Raw genomic sequence first — 17,623 nt, 5'->3', positions numbered from 1 at the left:
AGATGGCGATGTCCGCAGCCTGTCCCGGTGCCAGGGTGCCGATGCCGGGCAGGCCCAGCACCTTCGCACCGCCGGCCGTGCCCCAGCGCACCACGTCCTCCACGGTCGTCGCCGCTGCGTCGGCCTCGCCCTGGCCACCGCGGTGCAGCGCCGTGGTAGCTTCACCGGCCCTGGCGCGCTGCATCAGCCAGGCCGCATGGGTTTCCGACAGCATGTCGGCGGCCTCGTTGGAGGCGGCGCCATCCACACCGATGGACACCGCCGCACCCGCTTCTTCCAGTGCCCGCACCGGCGCGATGCCGCTGCCCAGCCGGCCGTTGCTTTGCGGGCAGTGCGCAATGCCGGTGCCGGTCGCCCCCAGCAGGGCAATTTCATCGGCGTCCAGCTTCACCAGGTGCGCGAACCACACGTCGGGCCCGAGCCAACCCAGGGTCTCGCAGAAATGCACCGGTTTCATGGCGTGCTGGGTGTGCACGCTGTCGTGGTAGTGCACGGTTTCGGACAGGTGGGAATGCAGGTGCAGGCCCAGCCGGCGCGCCAGCTTTGCACATTCGCGCAGTTCCTCGGGCCGCATGGAGTGCACCGGCGTGGTGGGTGCCACCACGACGCGCTGCATGGCGTCGGGTGCGCTGTCGTGGAAACGTGCGGCCAGCCGCTCGATGTCGGCCAGGTAGCCCTCCAGCGTTTCGGGCCGCGAGGCCGGCGCCGCATCGCCTTCCGGCAGGCGCGACAGTGTGCCGCCACCCCGGCACAGCACAAAGCGCAGCCCCAGCGCCTCGGCTTCCTCGAACAGGATGGCCGAGCTGTCGTAAGGCATGTCCGGGTAGTAGTGGTAGTTGTGGTCGGCCACGGTGGCGCAGCCCGACAGGGCCAGCTCAACCAGGCCGATGCGTGCTGCCAGCCGGAACATGTCTTCGTCCATCCGGGGCCGCAGGCGCATGGGTGTGGCAGTGAGCCAGGGCGTCAGCGTGGCGTTGATGCCCATGGGGTCGCCCTTGAGCAAGGACTGGAACAGGTGGTGGTGCGTGTTGACCCAGGCCGGGTAGACCACGCAATCGCCGGCGTCGATCTGCCGCTCGCCCGGTTCGGGCTGCAATGCGCCCATGGCGGCGATCTTGCCGTTGCGCACGCGGATGTCGGGGCCGGTATGCCGCGCTTCGTTGCCGGGTAGCCCGGTGAGGATGGCTGCGGCGTTTCGGATCAGGAGGTTCATGGTGCGGGTCCGACGGGGGCCTGGATGGGAATGTGTTTCTTTGGCGTAGACGGGGAGCCGCGGTGGATTTCTTCCTCGCCATGGGCGCGCAGCAAATGCAGCAGCTGCTTGCGGATGACCAGGCCGGGTTTATCCGAGGGCATGTGGAATTCCACCTTGCGTGTCGTGTCCACGCAGGCATCGGCGTCAGTGGCTTCGAGGATGTCGCGGTCTTCAGCCGTGATGGCGGCATCCCAGGCAATCAGCTTTTGCGCCGGGCAGCTTTCCTCGCTGTCGTTGCGGTACAGCCACTGCACCAGCATCATGCGTTCGTCGTCGATCGGCGTGGCGCAGTTGTAGATGATGTGGTCAATGCCGCTGGCCGGGTAGTTGCAGCCGAAGCGCCGTGCAAACGGCAGGTAATAACGGTTGATCAGATGGCGTTCGGTGATGGGCTCGGTGGTGCCGGTGACCTGGTGGCCTGCCGCCGGGTTGCGGATGGGCACGCGGGTCTCGGCCTCGAAGCCGTAGTCGGTTTCGCGAAACTCGTAGGGCGCCGGTTTCGGCTGCTCGAGGATGCCGAAGTTGGCCTTGTGCACATACGAAAAATGCGAGTTGTCGAAGGAGTTCTCCATCATTCGCAGCGGGCTGGTTTTCCATTCCTCGTAGAACTGGAAAATCCGCCGGTAGCCGGGCGCGCCGTCTTCCGGAAAATGCGGGATCGGTTTGAGCGGGTCCTCCAGCGCGACCCAGACGTAGCCGTATTTTTCCTGGGCGCGGTAGGCCGGCACTTTCGCGCCGGCCGGAATCTGCATGTCGGGGTTTTGCGGAATCCGCACGCAGGCGCCGGTGCAGTCATAGGTCCAGCCATGGTAGCCGCAGACGATGTTGCCGTTTTCGACCGTGCCTTTGGATAATTTGGCCGTGCGGTGGCAGCAGCGGTCGCGCACCGCGGCCGGTGTGCCGTCAGCCTGCTTCCAGAGCACGATGTCCTCGCCCATCAGCGTGAACGGCTGGGGGCCCCTGTCCAGGTGGGCCATGGGCATCAGCGCGTACCAGAAGCGGCGCAGCACCTTCTGTTTAGTGGTCAGCATGAGCCACCTCCTGTACGGGATGGATGCGGGTCCAGCCGTGGACCTCGGCTTCGCCGTGTTCCTTCAGCAATGCCAGCAGGCGCTTGCGCATCAGCATGCCGGGCCGGTCACTGGCCATGCTCTGCTCGTCGCGGCGCCCCACATCCACCGGTGCGTCGGCGTCCACCGACTCCAGGATGACCTTGTCTTCCAGCACCACCCTGGTGTCCCATTCATTGAGCAGGTCGGCCGGGCAGTCCGCTTCGCTGTCGTTGCGGTACAGCCACTGGATCAGTTGCACGTGATGGTCGTCGATGGGCGTGGCGCAGGTGAAGATGGTGTGTTTGATGCCGCTGGGATAAACCAGGCCCAGCTTGCGCAGGAAGGGCATGTGCCACTGGTTGGAGAACTGGCGCTTGGTGGTCGGTTCGGTGGTGCCGGTGATGCGGTGCGACTGCGGCGGGTTGTTGATGCTGATGACCATGCTCGCCTCGAAGCCGTAGTCCGTCTCGTCCAGTGCAAAGTGTTCGGGCTTGGGCTGGCCGCCCTGGCCGAAGGTGCCGGCGTGGACGAAGGCAAAGTGCGCCGAGTCGAAGGAATTTTCCATCAGCCGCAACGCGCCGGTGGCCCAGCGCTCGTCGAACTGGTGGATGCGGCGGTAGCCCAGGGACTCTTCCTCGGTGTCCAGCAAAGGTAGCAGCGGGTCGTCCAGCGCTACCCAGGCGTAGCCGAATTTCTCCTGGCAGTGGAAGGCGGGCACGCGTGCGCCGGCCGGAATCTGCATGTCCGGGTTTTGCGGAATCCGCACGCAGGCACCGGTGCAGTCGTAGGTCCAGCCGTGGTAGCCGCAGACGATGTGGTCGCCTTCGACAAATCCTTTGGACAGTTTTGCGGTGCGGTGGCAGCAGCGGTCGCGCACGGCGGCGGGCGTGCCGTCGGACTTTTTCCACAGCACGATGTGTTCGCCCAGCAGGGTGAAGGGCTGGGGTCCGGCGGCGAGTTTGTCCATCGGCATCACGGCGTACCAGAAGCGCCTCAGCACGGGTTGTTGGGTGACTAGCATCGGCCGGCCTCCCGACGAGCCGCCTCCAGGGAGGCCACGGCCCCCTCGGGGGGCAGCGAACGAATGTGAGCGTGGGGGCACATAGTCACTTTTTGAGGTCCTTGAGGAACTGCAGCGTGTAGGCCTGCTGCCAGTTCGGGTTCGGCTTGAGCTGGCCACTGGTGACCATCAGGTCGTAGGTCTGCTTCCAGCGCGCGTCGGTCATCACGCCGGCGCCGAGCTTGGCCGCATCGCCGCCGTCCATGAATTTCATGTCCTTCATGGTCTTGACCGAGTAGGCGATCAGCTCGTCTTCCATCTTGGGGTTGTCCTGCTTGATCAGGGCGTTGCCTGGTGCCGGGTTGTCCAGGTAGCTTTTCCAGCCTTCCAAAGTGGCCTTGACGAAGCGCTGCACCAGCTCGGGCTTGTCCTTGACCATCTGCCGCGTCGTGACGATGGTGTTGCCGTAGGGCGGGTAGCCCTCATTGGCGAACAGGAAGAACTTGACCTTCTGGCCGGCTTTCTCGGCGATGAAGGGCTCGGAGCCGGGGTAGCCCTGCTGCGCCACATTCATGTCGGCGAAAAAGGGTGCCATGTTGAAGGTGTAGGGACGGGCCTGGTCGTCCTTCAGGCCGTGCTTGATCTTCAGCCAGGGCCACCAGCTGGTGCGGCCGCTGGTGGCCAGCAGGATGGTCTTGCCCTTGAGGTCGGCCAGGCTGTTCACGTCGGTATGCGTGACCATGCCCTGGGGTTCGAACTGGAACACGGCTGCGACCGTGGTCAGTGGCACGCCATTCTCGATGGCCGACAGGGTCTGGAAGTCCTTGCCCATGATGAAGTCTGCCTGGCCGGCGGCGATGATCTGGATCGCGTTGACCTGCGGGCCGCCCATCTTGACGGTGACGTCCAGGCCGTATTTTTTGTAGATACCGGTGGCAATCGCCTGGTAGTAGCCGCCGTGTTCGGCCTGCGCGTACCAGGAGGTGAGGAAGGTGACCTTGTCCTGCGCGTGGGCCAGGCTGGCTGTGGCAGCCAGCGCGAGCGCCGGCAGGATCTTGCGAACGAGGGTAGGGAATGACATGCAGTTTCTCCGGTTATGTTGATCAACACAAAGCGCCACCACGGCGCACGTCGGGAACAATCCCGCCGCCAGAGCAATGACCCGCGGTCCGTGGACCGTTGCCTGCTTCTACTCTGAAAATCAAGACGCAAATTTCATGCCGTATCAGGGCCATGCCAAGGCATCATCTGGGCAGATAAATCGTGGCCTCCACTTCAATCAGCGCCCCGTCGCCGGGCATGAAACGCGACACCTCCACCACCGTGCTGGCCGGCGGCTCGCCGGGGTAGAACAGGCCGCGCACGCGGTTGTAAAACGGGTAGTGGCGCAAATCGCGAAAGTACTGCACCAGCTTGACCACGTCGGCCATGCTGCCGCCGTGTTCGACGGCCAGCTGGCGGATGCGCTCCAGCACGAACCAGCTTTGCGCGACGGCCGGCGCCTCGTAGATGTCCACCGTCATCTGGCCCGTGACATAACCAATGCTGCGCAAGGCTTCCAGCGCCTGGGGCGGCAACTCGTCATAAGCCTGCACCACGGCCTTTCGCACAGGATCCACCGCGACCACGCCGCTGGCAAAAACAAAGTCCCCCACGCGCCGTGCGGCCGAGTAGTTCGCCATGGGTTGGCCCATGCCGGTGTTCATGGGCTTGCCTTCTCAGGTGGGTTCAGCCATGCGCGCACCTTGCCGGGGTTGAGCAGGCCCAGCGGGTCGAAGCGGCGCTTGATGTCGAGCACGGCCTGCGGCAGCTCGCCGCCGGCTTTTCCGTCCTCGACGATGCTGACATGCGGGTCGTTGATGCGCACACCGTTGTCGCGGTGGATCTGCATGATCTCCTGCAGGCGTTCCTCGGTGCTGAACTTCACCAGCTGCAGCGCGGTACAGGTGATGTTGCCTTCCATGTTGCGGATGAATTCGGCATGCATCAGCACTTCGCCGCCCAGCAGCTGTTCCATGTATTTGACCTGCGCCAGGTGTTCGCCGGCGACGAAGGCGCTTTGCAGGTAGGTGATGCCCTTGTCCACCTTCAGGGCGTTCAGCGTGGTGTGGTTCCAAGTGAATTCCAGCAGGGTGCGGTTGCTGGCCGCCACTTCTTCTGCCGTCCTGCGGTAGGTGACCGTGCCCGCATACTGGGCCACCAGTTCCAGCAGCGGCGCCTCGCTGCTGGAGGCGGTGGCCGTGATGACGGCGTGGCAGCCGGCAGGCAGGTAGTCGGCCAGTTGCTTCATGTAGTCCGGAATGGGCGCGGCCAGCAGGCAGACCTCTTTTTTGACAATGCCCGGGGCGCGCGCGACGGCATCGCCGAACTCCAGCGCCTCGTCAAAACTGGCGAAGGTGATGATGCTTTCCATCCAGTCATGCACGGGAGCCAGGCCGACTTCGACTTCCAGCACCAGGCCGTTGGTGCCCCACATGTGGTGCATGAGCAGCGCCTCGGGGCCGCGCAGCTCGATGAACTGCGGTTCTTCCTCGATGGTGATGGCGCGCACACCCAGCACGTTGCCGCGGGCGGCCAGCGGGCCGTAGTTGATGGAGCCGACGCCGCCGAAGCCGCCGCCGAACAGGCCGCCGAGCGTGGCGCTGCGGAAGGTGGAAGGTATGCAGCGTAGCTCCTGGCCGTGCGGCTTCACTGCCTTGTCGAAATCACCAAGCCGGATGCCGGCCTGGGCGCGGCCGGCGCCATGGCGTGCCCAGAGGAAGGCGTTGTAGCCGCTCATGTCCAGCACCACACCACCTTGCAGCGGCACGGCCTGGCCGTAATTGCCGGTGCCGCTGCCGCGCACGGTGATGGGCACATGCAGCCGCGCGCACAGGGCGACGAGGCGGCGGATTTCTTCCTCGCTGCGCGGACGCACTGCGGCGGCTGCCCGCTTGCCCTCGAGCTGGCGCTTGAGCACCGGGCTGAACCAGGAGAAGTCCTGGGACAGGCGGGCGATGCGGCCCTCGTCGGTGACCCAGTCCAGGTCGGCAAGTTCGGCGTGCAGTTGTTCTATGGGATGGGTGGGAGCGTTCACCGTGAATCTTTCAAGTGTTTTTGGCCCCTGGCCCTTATGTGGCGGGCGCAGGCAGCTATTAAAAATGTAGCGTCTGGCGGGTGCCGGCCTCAGTCCCGCGAGAGTTCGCTGGCGTGCCAGGAGCCCAGCGCCAGTTTGGTGAGCCAGGCCATCAGCGCAAACAGGCCTACCCCGGCCAGCGAAATCAGCAGCAGGGCGGCGAACATGCGCGGGATGTTGAGCTGGTAGCCGGCCATCAGGATCTGGTAGGCCAGGCCGGTGGCCGCACCGCCGGTGCCGGCCACGAACTCCGCGACCACTGCGCCTATCAGTGCCAGCCCGCTGGAAATGCGCAGGCCGCCGAAGAAATAGGGCAAGGCGCTCGGGATGCGCAGCCGCACCAGGGTCTGCAGGCGGCTGGCGCGATTCATCGTGAAGTAGCTTTGCAGGTCGGGGTCTATGCTGCGCAGGCCCAGCGTGGTGTTGGAGATGATGGGAAACAGCGCCACCAGCGCGGCGCACAGCACCAGCGAGGCCGTCGGGTCCTTGACCCAGATGATGATGAGTGGCGCAACGGCCACGATGGGTGTGACCTGCAGCAGCACCGCGTAGGGAAACAGCGCGGTTTCTATCTTTCGGCTCTGCACGAACAGAAAGGAGATCAGCACGCCGACCACGGTGGCCACCACGAAGGACAGCAAGGTGATCTTCAGCGTCACCAGCAGCGAGCCGCCCAGCGATTGCCAGTCGGTCACCAGGGTCTGGAACATCAGCAGCGGCGAAGGCACCAGGTAGGGTGGCAGCTTGAAGCCGGTGACCAGTGCCTGCCAGCTGCCCAGCAGCACGACGGCAACGAGGGTGGGATAAAGAACGCGCTGCACGCGCGGCGAAGCAAAGGCGGCGGTGCGGATCATGCGTGCTCCTCGTCGGTGTCGTGGCTGGCGCGCAGCAGGCTGTCCTGCAGGCGCTTGGCGTACTGCGCAAAGCGCGGTGTCACCATGAAGTCGGGCGTGCGCGGGTAGGGTTCGTCGATCAGCACCTCCTCGGTGATGCGTCCCGGCCGCGCCGCCATCATCACCACGCGGGTGGACAAAAATACCGCCTCGTGGATCGAGTGGGTGACAAAAATCACGGTCAGTTTCTTCTCGCGCCACAAAGTCAGCAGGTCGGCGTCCAGCTTGTGGCGGGTGATCTCGTCCAGCGCGCCGAAGGGTTCGTCCATCAGCAGCAGGTTGGGTTGCACCACCAGGCTGCGCGCAATCGATACGCGCATCTGCATGCCACCGGAGAGGTTGCGCGGCAGTGCGCTGGAAAATTTGGTGAGGCCCACCAGCGCCAGCGCATCGACGACACGGGCATCTGCCTCGGCCCGCGGGACACCCGCCAGGTCAAGCGGCAGGCGCACGTTGGCGGCTACGCTGGCCCAGGGCATGAGCGTGGGCGACTGGAACACGAAAGCCAGCTTGTGCTGGCACTCCGCCAGCTGTGTCACCGGCTTGCGCCACAGCAGCAGGCGTCCGTCGGTGGGGTCCAGCAGCCCGGCCACCATCTTGAGCAGGGTGCTTTTGCCGCAGCCTGAGGGGCCGAGCAGGGTCACGAACTCGCCCTCCTGCACCGTGAGGTCCACCGGCTGCAGTGCGACCGTCCCGTTCGGGTAGGTCTTGTGCGCCGACAGGACTTCGACGGCTGGCGTGGCGATGCCCGGGACGGCGGCGGCCAGGGCAGCAGGCGGTTCACGCATCAAGGCATCACCTTCAGGTCCTTGATGTGGTCGAACATGAATGCCTGGGCCGGTGTCACCTTGGCCGGGTCCACCAGCTTGTTCTCGACCAGGAAGGCATAACTCTGTTTGATGCGGGCGTCGTTCATGCTGCCGATGCCGGCCTTGCCTGCGTCGCCGCCGGTGACGATGCCCATCTCCTTGAGCTTGGCCACGCTGTAGGCCAGCTGTTCGTCGCTCATGTTGGGGTTGTCCTTCTTGATCAGCACATTGCCTGGCGCCGGGTCGGCCAGGTAGCTCTTCCAGCCTTCCATCGTTCCCTTGACGAAGGCGGCCACCACCTTGCTGCGGTTCTTCACCGTGTCTTCCATGCATGAAATGGTGGTGCCGTAGGAAGGCCAGCCATGGTCGGCGAAGAGGAAGGTGTTGGCCTTGACGCCGGCCTTCTGGATGGCGAAGGGCTCGGAAGTCAGGTAGCCCTGCTGCACCGTGTTCTTGTCGGCGACAAAGGGCTGGATGTTGAAGGTGTAGGGTCGGGTCTGGGAATCCTGAAAGCCGTACTTGCCCTTGAGCCAGAGCCAGTAGCCACGCTGGGCCGTAGGGGCGATCAGGATGGTCTTGCCCTTCATGTCCTCGAAGCTTTTGACTTCTTCATGGGCGATCAGCACCTGCGGGTCTTTCTGGAACACCGCGGCCAGCGTGACGACAGGCAGGCCGCCGCTGCGCGCGATCATCATCTGCAGATCGCTCGAACCCATGACGCAGTCGGTCTGGCCGGCAGCCATGAGCTGCATGATGTTGACCTGCGGGCCGCCCATCTTGATGGTCACGTCCAGGCCATACTTCTTGTAGATGCCGGTGGCCACGGCCTGGTAGAAGCCGCCGTGCTCGGCCTGCGCATACCAGTTGGTCATGTAGGTGAGCTTGTCCTGCGCCTGCGCGCCGGCCGAAAAGGCCAGGGTGAGCGAGGCGGCGAGGAGGGTGCGTGTGATGGAAGCTTTCATGATGGCCTTTCGAAGAACGGTTGAACAGCGGAAGCGAAATCGTGGGAAGGTCGATGCAAGTTGTGCGCCCAGGGCTACAGCGCCTGCTGGACATGCCCCTGCTGGTGGCCGTAGCCCCAGGAAGGGACATCGCGCACCACCCACTGCATGTGGAACAGGTCGGTGATGGCTTCCACCCAGCTGGCCGACAGCGTGTAGAGGATGTCTTCGCCCTGTTCGCGGGTGGCGCTGAGCGGGTCGCCGATCACGCCGCTGGAGCCGAAATCGCGCGCCGTCCAAGCACAGGCCGGCCGGCCGTCGCCGGACAGGATCTTTGAAGGAAAGGGCGGCGGAAAGTTGGCGACCGCACGTTCCATGTGCACGGTGTCGGGTGCCAGCGCCAGCATCAGTGCAGTTTCCGAATGCCCGGCGTGCATGGCCAGCTTGCGTTCCTGGTCGGAGATGTATTTCCCCGACGAGTTGGGCAGGCGCGACACGTGGTAGGGGACGATGACGAAGTCGCCATGGCGCAGGCGCAGCTCGCGCGCAGCCATCTCCAGCACCTGCGGCTGGCCGCCATGGCCGTTGGCCAGCAGCAGCTTGCGAAAACCCGCGCGGTACACCGATTCGCCGATCTCGGTGATGGTCGCCAGCAAGGTTGGGCCGGTCAGCGTCATGGTGCCGGGAAAGTGCAGGTGCTCGTCTGACTTGCCATAAGTGATGGGCGCCAGGCCGAAAGCCCGTACACCGTCAGGCAGGCGCTCCAGCGCCTTGCCCAGCACGCCGGAGGAGATCACGCTGTCGACCGAACAGGGCAGGTGCGGGCCGTGCTGTTCGATGGCGCCTACCGGCAGCACGATGACGGTGTTCTCCCGGTCCGGGAGCGCACTGATTTCTGTCCAGCTCAGGTAGGGCAGGAAGCGGTGGGGCGGGATGTAGCCGTGAATCATGGGAAATCCTTTCGGGAAGTGCGGGCCTCAGGCGAACTTCGCCATCGCCTGGCCGACCTGGCGCATGAAGCGTTTCAGGCGCGGCTCGGTGGCTACGTTCATGTGGTAGTACGCGTGGAAGTCCACGCGGGCGGCGCTGCCGGTCAGCCGCAACATGTAGCGCGTGATGATCTTGCGCGGCGGGTCGCCCATGTACCAGGCCACCCAGCGCGGCCGGCCGTAGGTGACGACCGCCGAGATGCGCCTGATATGGGTGAGCATGGGTTTGACGTTGGCCGGGTCGCTGAGGTCGAAGGCCACACCCGGCATGAAGAGGCGGTCGAAGTAGCCCTTGAGCATGGCGGGCAGGCCGAAGCACCAGGTCGGAAAGCAGAACACGATGGCTTCCGCCTTGCGCAGGCGTTCCACGTGCGCGGCCAGCGGCAACTGGTTGGACGGCACATCGTGGTAGCCCAGGCGCTCTTCGCGCGACAGCACGGGGTTGAAACCTTCGGCGTACAGGTCGCAGTCATCCACCGTGTGGCCCGCGGCCTTCAGGTTGGTGAGCACCTCCTGGTGCAGCGCCGCGTGGAAGCTGGTTTCCACCGGGTGGCAGTAAACGACTAGGACATGCATGGCGTGTCCCAATGGAGCGGCGGGCGATGCACCGCGGCTGTGAGCGATGCACCGTCACTGGGCATGCCGGCGGCGGAGGAGGGGGAATCGGGGGCGGTAAGCGTCATGATTGACCAATCAATTTGATCGATTGGTCAAATAACGCAAAGCTTGTGCCAGGTCAAAGACCTGGGAGGCCTTTTCCGGTCAGGAAAGTTTGATGCCGCAGCCGCGCAGGATCAGCGCGGTCAGCTCCTGGATCAGCGCATCACGGTCCGGCATCCAGGACGCCTGGCCGGGTTTGATCAGCTGCTGCACCTGCAGGGCCGAGTCGGCGTAAAACTGCGTCATGGCCCAGATGCTCATCAGCAGCATGTGCGGATCCACCGGCTTCATCAGGCCGCGCTCGATCCAGCCGTTGATGACCTTGACCTTCTCCCGGGTGCGCCGGCGCGAGTCGGGCCAGAATTTGTCGAGGTTGCGCCCGCCGTCGAGCACCTCGCGGGTGAAGATGCGCGACACCTCGGGCTTCTCGAAGGCAATGACCACCTTCGAGCGGATGTAGTCGCCCAGCACCTTGCCCGGGTCGGCCGAGCTGGTATTGAACATGCCTTTCCAGTCGGACACCACCGACATCAGCAGCTCTTCGTACAGCTCTTCCTTGCTTTTGATGTAGTAGTGAAGCTGCGGTTTGGTCAGCCCCGCGCGGGCGGCAATCGCCTGGGTGGAGGTGCCCTTGAGGCCGTTTTCGCTGAATTCGGCAATGGCGGCGGCGTGGATGGCGGCCATGATCCGCTCGCGGTTTTCGCGCGCGTTGCGGGGCGGCTTGCCGGCTTCGATGGGGGTCGATTTCTTCGTTGGCGAGGCGGCCGATTTCATCGGGAAGGTGCGGCTTTCTGCGGCTGGAGGGGTGAGTTTGATGGTAGCAGATGGTAACTGCAAGGCCGCGTTCTGCAGCGGCAGCAGCGGGCAAGGCCGGGGCCGGATTCCTTGCCTAACGTTGTTCCGGCGCCGTACCGGGAGGTGCCGCAGGCAACACCGACCATTCCGGTTCCTCGAATTCGCCGATAACCTTGACTTCGCAGTTCTGCGCGTGCTTTTCAAGGATGGCGCGCACGGTCTCGTCCCGGCGGTCGTCCTTGGCATCGCGGTGGGCCTTGGACTCCCAGGTGGCAATGGCCAGCAGGGTGTCGGGTGAACCGATCTTGCGGTGCAGATAGGTGCCGCGCGCGCCCGACGTACGCTGGATGATTTCACTGGCGCGTATCCAGGCCGCCGCGTAGTCATCCACCGTGTAGCCGGGTTTCATGCGGACTTCAAAAATGAATTTCATGGACGATTCTCCTGTAGCCGTACGGGCCGGGGGAAGGCGGGCCTGGTTTTTACTCCCTGCCGATGATTGTTACGCGCTGCATGGCTTTCGGGGCATTTCCGTCCTGGCGTCCTACAACATGCGGCGGCGAATTGATTTAAAAAAGGGGGGAGTTCATGCGCATTCGCCAGCCTGGCTCACAAGCTCTGTTCACCCCCCGATTTTCTGGAGAACCCCATGGCCCAATACAACATCGCTGTCGTCGTCGGCAGCCTCCGCAAGGACTCCTTCAACAAAAAACTCGCCATGGCGCTGGAAAAGCTGTTCCCCGCCGGCTTCAGTTTTACCCAGGTGCGCATCGACGACCTGCCGCCCTACAACCAGGACGACGACGGCAACCCCTCGGCGCAGGTGACGCGTCTGAAGGGCGAGATCACGGCGGCCCAGGGGCTGCTGTTTTTCACGCCTGAATACAACCGCTCGATTCCCGGCGTTCTGAAAAACGCGATTGACCATGCCTCCCGCCCCTACGGCAAAAGCGTGTGGAACGGCAAACCGGCGGGTGTGCTGGGTGCTTCCGTCGGCCCCATCGGTACGGCGCTGGCGCAGCAGCACCTGCGCAACATCCTGGCCTACCTGAATGTGCCTACACTGGGCCAGCCCGAAGCCTTCATCCACAACAAGGAGGGGCTGTACGACGCGGCCGGCAACATCGGCGAGGCCAGCCTGGCGTTTTTGCAGGGCTGGGTCAACGCCTATGTGGACTGGGTCAAAAAACACGCCTGAACTTTCCTGCCGCCGCGCAAAGAAAAAAGCCCGCAACGCGGGCTTTTTTCATGGGGGCAGCTCAGGCCTGCCGGGCTTGCGCCCGCCGGGTTCAGGCGGCCAGGGCAGCCTGCGCTTCGTTGGCGGCCTTGGCTTGCGTCGCAATGTCAGCCGCGGCGGCTGCCAGGGCTGCGGCCTTGGCGGCGTCGCCCATGGCCAGGCCTTCAGCGCGCACAAACCGCACGTCGGTGATGCCGAAGAAACCGAACACCACCTTGAGGTAACTTTCCTGGTGTTCGGTGGCATTGCCGGCATCGCTGGTGGAATACATGCCGCCGCGCGAAGAAGCCACGATCACCGTCTTGCCACCGGCCAGGCCCACCGGGCCCTTGTCGGTATAGGCGAAAGTGCGGCCGACCTGGGCCACACGGTCAATCCAGGCCTTGAGCTGGGTTGGGATGGAGAAGTTGTACAACGGTGCGCCTACCACGATGACGTCGGCCGCCAGGAATTGCGACACCAGCGCTTCCGACACGGCGTTTTCGCGTTTTTGCGCGTCGCTCAGCGCACTGCCTGCGGGCATGCGAAAGCCCAGGGATTCGGCCGAGAGATGGCTGGGGGTGTCCACCGCCAGGTCGAGGTAGCTGACCTCGGTGGCCGGGTGGCCGGCGCGCCAGGAGGCCACGATTTGTGCGGTCAGCTGGCGGGAAACCGAGTTGCCGCCGAGGATGCTGGAGTCGATGTGGAGAAGCTTGCTCATGATGAATTTCCTTGCTGGGTTGAATGGGAGTAGGCCGTTCTGCAGCCATGGATAGATTGTGTGGATGGAACGATTCATTGATAAGATGGCAAAAATGCGATATATCGTCCTATTTATAGGACAATTGATCTTCGCCAAAGCCCGGGAGTGAGCGATGCAGGACCTGAATGACATGGTGTATTTCGCCGAGGTGGCAGAGCGTGGCGGGTTTGCCGCAGCGGGCCGCGCGCTGGGTTTGCCCAAATCGCGGCTTTCGCGCCGAGTGGCCGAGCTGGAGACCCAGCTGGGGGTGCGGCTGCTGCAGCGCACCACGCGCAAGCTGTCGCTGACCGGGGCCGGTGAGCTCTACCTGAGCCACTGCGTGGCCATGCGTGATGAAGCGCTGGCTGCCGGCGAGGCGGTGGCGCATATGCAGAGCGAGCCGCGCGGTACCCTGCGCATCAGTTGCCCGGTCACGCTGGCGCAAGGCACCTTGGGCTATCTGTTGCCGCGTTTCCTGGCCCTGTATCCCCATGTCAGGGTCGACATGCAGGTGACCAACCGCGTGGTGGATCTGGTGGAAGAGGGCATCGACGTCGCGTTGCGGGTCCGTCCGACGCTGGACGACAGCGGCAGCCTGGTGGTCAAGCAACTGGGCGCCTCCTGCGGTTATCTGCTGGCCAGTCCCGAACTGCTGAGGCGGCAGGGTGCGCCGGCCACGCCCGACGATCTGAAGAAGCTGGACACCGTGGCGATGTCGGCAGCCGACGGGCGCAGCGCATGGACCCTGGTGGGGCCGCAGGGACAGGAGTTTGTGCTGCAGCACCAGCCGCGGTATGTGGCCGACGACCTGCAGACCCTCAAGCTGGCGATGCTGGCCGGCACGGGCATGAGCTTTCTGCCGGACATGCTGAGCCAGGCCGAGCAGCAGGCCCGGTTGCTGGTGCAGGTGCTGCCTGGCTGGACATTGCGGCCGGGCATGCTGCACGCAGTGTTTCCGTCGCGCCGCGGGCAGGTGCCGGCTGTACGCAGCTTCCTGGATTTCCTTGGCGAGCACCTGAAGTCCGAAACGCCGGACTAGGTGCTCCTGTTTTTATAGCTGCTTGCGCCCGTGGATAAAGGGCTAAAGGCCAATCTGGCATATATCGATCGGTCCAGTCGCATTTGCACACCTGATGCAGGAGGCGCCTGCCCGTCACTGACCCGCGCCGAACCTCATCGCTGACCTCGCGCGCGCCCGTTCGGCCTCGACTTCGCGGTTGCGAGGCTCGGCGTTGGTCACCAGTGAACCGATAAGGTTTCGAGCGGAAGCTGCCACCTCTTCAACCGCGCGTTCGAATGCCGCTTCATTGGCTTTGGACGGTACGCTGAACCCGCTGAGCTTCCTGACAAACTGCAGCGAAGCGTCGCGGATCTCGAGTTCGGTGGCTGGTGGCTCGAAGTTGAACAAGGTTTTGATGTTGCGGCACATGTCAGGCCTCCTGCTTTGAAATTTCAATTTCATACCGTTCAAATCGCTCGAGCCCTATTTGCTTTTCACTATGGTGTCGAAAGCCGAAGCGTTCATAGACAGACATCAGCTTGGTCCTTCCATGTCTGCAATCCAGCCGCAGATGCTGCCGTCCATGTTGGCGTGCAAGTTCGCATGCATGGGCAAGCAGGGCTTGCGCAAGTTCCCGACCCTGGGCGCGCGGGTGCACCGCCACTTTGTGAACAAACGCCGAAGATCCCTCAGGAATTTCAGGCCAGAAGTGCCGGTCTTCAAGCTGGAAGCGGAAAACCCCGACAGGTCCTTCGTCATCGCGGGCCATGAAATACCAGCCCGCCCGTACATGCTCCTGAATGGCCGCTTCATTCACTTCCGAAGTGGGCCAAAGCATCTCGCCACGCCGGATCAAGTTTTCTGCGGCGGCCATCAGTACCTCAGCCACCAATGGTGTTTCATGGGGTTGAGCTTGTTGGATGAGCATCTTTGACAGGGGAGTGATCTCAATGGCGAGGCGGAGAAATGGCATGACTTTCATGCCGCAATTTCCGTTTTTTCAGGTTGCCGGTTATATCAGCATTCCCCGGGAGGTGTGATGCTTCCGCTCCTTCTTTCTATTCGGCAGGCCTGATCACCACCGACTCCGCCGAGGCAACAAAAGGCCCGTGGTACACCGCCTCGATGTTGTTGCCGTCCGGGTCCAGCACGAAGGCGCCGTAGTAGCCGGGGTGGTACTTGCGTTCGCCCGGGGCGCCGTTGTCGGTACCGCCTGCGGCCAGGGCGGCTTCGTAAAAGGCTTTAACCTCTGCCTGGTCTTTGGCCCGAAATGCCAGATGGATGTGTGAGACGACACCTTCGGCCTGGTCCATCCACAACTCGTCAGCCGAAAAATGATCATCGGTTTCCTGAATGGCGTCGGCCTTGCCCAATGACTGCAGCACGGCGCGATAAAAGCGCTTGCTGGCTGCCAGGTCATGGGCACGCAGGTGGATGTGGTCAATGAGGCGGCCGCGATGTATTTCCATGGTGATGTCCTTTCCGGTTCAGCTTGCAAACAACGGCGATGTGCTTGCCGTTTGGCTGGTGATGATTGCTGCCTGACTTTTTACGTCCATGGAGGTGCCTCGCCTGTAGGACAAGAGGTAATGAAAGCGGCGGTGAAGAATTGATCCCGGGAACTTATCCAGCCCCAAACGCCCGAACCCCCGGACGATTCATAATCCATTCAGAAAAAAGAAGGTTTCCTGATGTTCCTGACGTATTTCGAAACGGCGCCGCGCCGTGTGCTGGTGCTGGTGGCCGTGGGCTGTGTCGCCTTGCTGGCTTTTGGGCTGTACCTGCAGCATGTGGTGGGCTTGGAGCCTTGCCCCATGTGTATCGTGCAGCGATATGCGCTGGCGCTGGTGGCGATTGTTGCCGGCATCACGGCTTTCACGAATAAAAAAGGGCTGCTCATGACGGGCTCGGGGGTGACGCTGCTGCTCGCCGGCCTCGGTGCTTTTGTGGCGGCCCGCCAGAGCTGGCTGCAGTGGTACCCGCCGGAAGAAGCGTCCTGCGGGCGTGACTTTTACGGAATGATCGAGACCTTCCCGCTGCAGCGGGTGATCCCGATGATCTTCAAGGGCAGCGGCGACTGCACCAAAATCGACTGGACCTTTCTCGGCCTGTCGATTGCCAACTGGTCTTTCCTGTGTTTTGTGGGCATCGCGTTGCTGATGCTGGCCCTGTTGCTTGTCCAGGGCCGCCGGGCAGGCTCCAGCCGCTGAGCGGAACAGCTGTCCCGGTATTTCCCGGTACTCAGGGTGGCAGCGGTGCCACCCGTGCCGGCACCAGCAGGATTTCGACACTCCCCCCGGGGTGATTGCTTTTGAGCCGCAGCTCTTCGTGGCTCAGCTTCAGGATGTCGGTCTTGTATTCCTGCGATCCCTCGATCATCGTCAGCACACCGTTTTTGTAGGTCCAGGCACCGAAGGCGGCCTTGCTGTGGGGCGAGGTCATGACCAGTGTGCCGTCGGACAGGAATGCGTACAGCATGCCGGGCTCCACGCCGGTGGAGACGCTGACCTCCCACACCTTGTTGATGAAACCCGGTTTCACGTTGGACGGCTGCGCTGTGGGCACATAGGCCGCAGCGGCCGTGTCTGCTTCCCTGCTGCAGGCGGCCAGCACCAAGATGGCAACAATGCTGCCTGCCCGCCGGAGTGCATGTTTCATCGCGCCTGACCTCCAAAGCACTGATTTTCTGCCGGGCTTGAAAAAAGAAAAATGCTGTACATATCAACAGCATTTTAGCCATTTCCAGGCTGGAAATTTCCCGATTCCCCCAGCTTTACCTTTAGTATCCGGCTTGCCGTAGCGGGGCAAGGGCTTTGCTGGCTTTGGGCTGGACTCGGTCATATACTGTATGAAAATACAGTTATTTTCGATTGCCCCATGCTTTCCCCCCTTTCCACGGCCCCAGCCCTGCCGGACCTGAACGCCATGCGCCATGTGTGGCGCGCCGGCGAGCTGGGCAGCGCGAGCCTGGCGACGGTGGACACGGGTTATGCGGTGCTCAATCAGGTTTTGCCCGGCGGCGGCTGGCCGCAGGGCGCGCTGGTGGAAGTGCTGCAGCCGCATGCCGGCCTGCATGAATGGGGATTGCTGGCGCCGGCGCTGGCCGCCGTGCAGGTGGCGGCGCCGGTGCAGCTCATGGTGCTGGTGGGTGCGCCC

21 protein-coding genes and 1 pseudogene are annotated in these 17,623 nt (G+C 63.5%); 4 read left to right on the top strand and 18 right to left on the bottom strand.

Features of this window, described 5'->3' with window-relative positions:
- The 13 genes from WA904_RS10110 to WA904_RS10050 all read right to left on the bottom strand — a co-directional run.
- The coding region (locus WA904_RS10110; RefSeq protein ID WP_425197000.1) for an amidohydrolase family protein at positions 1–1,213 on the bottom strand (1,213 nt) is incomplete at its 3' end.
- Positions 1,210–2,286 carry a Rieske 2Fe-2S domain-containing protein gene (locus WA904_RS10105; protein ID WP_425196999.1) on the bottom strand — a complete coding sequence of 359 codons (1,077 nt, stop codon included), beginning with the start codon at positions 2,284–2,286 and terminating at the stop codon, positions 1,210–1,212. The genes WA904_RS10110 and WA904_RS10105, both read right to left, overlap by 4 nt.
- A complete protein-coding gene (locus tag WA904_RS10100; RefSeq protein ID WP_425196998.1) occupies positions 2,273–3,328 on the bottom strand; it encodes a Rieske 2Fe-2S domain-containing protein in 1,056 nt (351 codons plus the stop codon). Before WA904_RS10100 ends, WA904_RS10105 begins: the two co-directional genes overlap by 14 nt.
- An 85-nt stretch (positions 3,329–3,413) precedes the next feature.
- The gene (locus WA904_RS10095; RefSeq protein ID WP_425196997.1) at positions 3,414–4,388 is read right to left on the bottom strand and encodes an ABC transporter substrate-binding protein; all 975 of its coding nucleotides are present in this window, start codon (positions 4,386–4,388) and stop codon (positions 3,414–3,416) included.
- A 163-nt stretch (positions 4,389–4,551) separates the two neighbouring features.
- On the bottom strand, positions 4,552–5,013 hold the full coding sequence (locus WA904_RS10090; protein ID WP_425196996.1) for a RidA family protein: 462 nt from the start codon (positions 5,011–5,013) through the stop codon (positions 4,552–4,554).
- Positions 5,010–6,383 (bottom strand): FAD-binding oxidoreductase, encoded by a 1,374-nt coding sequence (locus WA904_RS10085; protein WP_425196995.1) that lies wholly within the window; start codon positions 6,381–6,383, stop codon positions 5,010–5,012. Before WA904_RS10085 ends, WA904_RS10090 begins: the two co-directional genes overlap by 4 nt.
- An 89-nt stretch (positions 6,384–6,472) precedes the next feature.
- Positions 6,473–7,276 (bottom strand): ABC transporter permease, encoded by an 804-nt coding sequence (locus WA904_RS10080; protein ID WP_425196994.1) that lies wholly within the window; start codon positions 7,274–7,276, stop codon positions 6,473–6,475.
- Positions 7,273–8,103, bottom strand: coding sequence for an ABC transporter ATP-binding protein (locus WA904_RS10075; protein WP_425196993.1), 831 nt, complete (start codon positions 8,101–8,103; stop codon positions 7,273–7,275). The genes WA904_RS10080 and WA904_RS10075 overlap by 4 nt, the downstream gene beginning before the upstream one ends.
- Positions 8,103–9,086: an ABC transporter substrate-binding protein gene (locus tag WA904_RS10070; RefSeq protein WP_425196992.1), complete on the bottom strand. Its 984-nt coding sequence runs from the start codon at positions 9,084–9,086 to the stop codon at positions 8,103–8,105. The genes WA904_RS10075 and WA904_RS10070 overlap by 1 nt, the downstream gene beginning before the upstream one ends.
- Before the next feature lie 74 nt (positions 9,087–9,160).
- Positions 9,161–10,015 carry a creatininase family protein gene (locus WA904_RS10065; protein ID WP_425196991.1) on the bottom strand — a complete coding sequence of 285 codons (855 nt, stop codon included), beginning with the start codon at positions 10,013–10,015 and terminating at the stop codon, positions 9,161–9,163.
- A 27-nt stretch (positions 10,016–10,042) separates the two neighbouring features.
- On the bottom strand, positions 10,043–10,630 hold the full coding sequence (locus WA904_RS10060; RefSeq protein WP_425196990.1) for an NAD(P)H-dependent oxidoreductase: 588 nt from the start codon (positions 10,628–10,630) through the stop codon (positions 10,043–10,045).
- A gap of 186 nt (positions 10,631–10,816) precedes the next feature.
- Complete coding sequence (locus tag WA904_RS10055; RefSeq protein WP_425196989.1) at positions 10,817–11,551, bottom strand: TetR/AcrR family transcriptional regulator; 735 nt, start codon at positions 11,549–11,551, stop codon at positions 10,817–10,819.
- Positions 11,552–11,603: 52 nt separating this feature from the next.
- Positions 11,604–11,942, bottom strand: coding sequence for an antibiotic biosynthesis monooxygenase family protein (locus WA904_RS10050; protein WP_425196988.1), 339 nt, complete (start codon positions 11,940–11,942; stop codon positions 11,604–11,606).
- A gap of 216 nt (positions 11,943–12,158) precedes the next feature.
- Here WA904_RS10050 and WA904_RS10045 point away from each other — a divergent pair, with 216 nt between their 5' ends.
- Positions 12,159–12,707 (top strand): NADPH-dependent FMN reductase, encoded by a 549-nt coding sequence (locus WA904_RS10045; protein ID WP_425196987.1) that lies wholly within the window; start codon positions 12,159–12,161, stop codon positions 12,705–12,707.
- 91 nt (positions 12,708–12,798) lie between these two features.
- Here WA904_RS10045 and WA904_RS10040 read toward each other — a convergent pair whose 3' ends face one another.
- Complete coding sequence (locus tag WA904_RS10040; protein WP_425196986.1) at positions 12,799–13,446, bottom strand: FMN-dependent NADH-azoreductase; 648 nt, start codon at positions 13,444–13,446, stop codon at positions 12,799–12,801.
- A 154-nt stretch (positions 13,447–13,600) separates the two neighbouring features.
- Between WA904_RS10040 and WA904_RS10035 the strand changes: the two genes are divergently transcribed.
- Complete coding sequence (locus WA904_RS10035) at positions 13,601–14,506, top strand: LysR family transcriptional regulator (RefSeq protein ID WP_425196985.1); 906 nt, start codon at positions 13,601–13,603, stop codon at positions 14,504–14,506.
- A gap of 114 nt (positions 14,507–14,620) precedes the next feature.
- On the opposite strand, the gene WA904_RS10030 is transcribed toward WA904_RS10035, so the two are convergent.
- The 3 genes from WA904_RS10030 to WA904_RS10020 all read right to left on the bottom strand — a co-directional run bounded on the left by WA904_RS10030 (position 14,621) and on the right by WA904_RS10020 (position 15,936).
- Complete coding sequence (locus tag WA904_RS10030; RefSeq protein ID WP_425196984.1) at positions 14,621–14,896, bottom strand: DUF2277 domain-containing protein; 276 nt, start codon at positions 14,894–14,896, stop codon at positions 14,621–14,623.
- Position 14,897: 1 nt separating this feature from the next.
- Positions 14,898–15,449 carry a GNAT family N-acetyltransferase gene (locus WA904_RS10025; protein WP_425196983.1) on the bottom strand — a complete coding sequence of 184 codons (552 nt, stop codon included), beginning with the start codon at positions 15,447–15,449 and terminating at the stop codon, positions 14,898–14,900.
- A 76-nt stretch (positions 15,450–15,525) separates the two neighbouring features.
- A complete protein-coding gene (locus tag WA904_RS10020; protein WP_425196982.1) occupies positions 15,526–15,936 on the bottom strand; it encodes a VOC family protein in 411 nt (136 codons plus the stop codon).
- Between the two features lie 222 nt (positions 15,937–16,158).
- Between WA904_RS10020 and WA904_RS10015 the strand changes: the two genes are divergently transcribed.
- On the top strand, positions 16,159–16,677 hold the full coding sequence (locus WA904_RS10015; RefSeq protein WP_425196981.1) for a disulfide bond formation protein B: 519 nt from the start codon (positions 16,159–16,161) through the stop codon (positions 16,675–16,677).
- A gap of 31 nt (positions 16,678–16,708) precedes the next feature.
- On the opposite strand, the gene WA904_RS10010 is transcribed toward WA904_RS10015, so the two are convergent.
- Positions 16,709–17,125 carry a hypothetical protein gene (locus WA904_RS10010; RefSeq protein WP_425196980.1) on the bottom strand — a complete coding sequence of 139 codons (417 nt, stop codon included), beginning with the start codon at positions 17,123–17,125 and terminating at the stop codon, positions 16,709–16,711.
- A gap of 219 nt (positions 17,126–17,344) precedes the next feature.
- Between WA904_RS10010 and WA904_RS10005 the strand changes: the two are divergent.
- A pseudogene (locus tag WA904_RS10005) lies at positions 17,345–17,623 on the top strand (hypothetical protein); the annotation flags it as partial.

This window comes from Polaromonas sp. (genome assembly GCF_049790275.1).
Classification (GTDB): domain Bacteria; phylum Pseudomonadota; class Gammaproteobacteria; order Burkholderiales; family Burkholderiaceae_C; genus Polaromonas.
The sequence above is the reverse complement of the archived record's forward strand: the minus strand, read 5'-3'. Positions and strand labels throughout refer to the sequence as shown.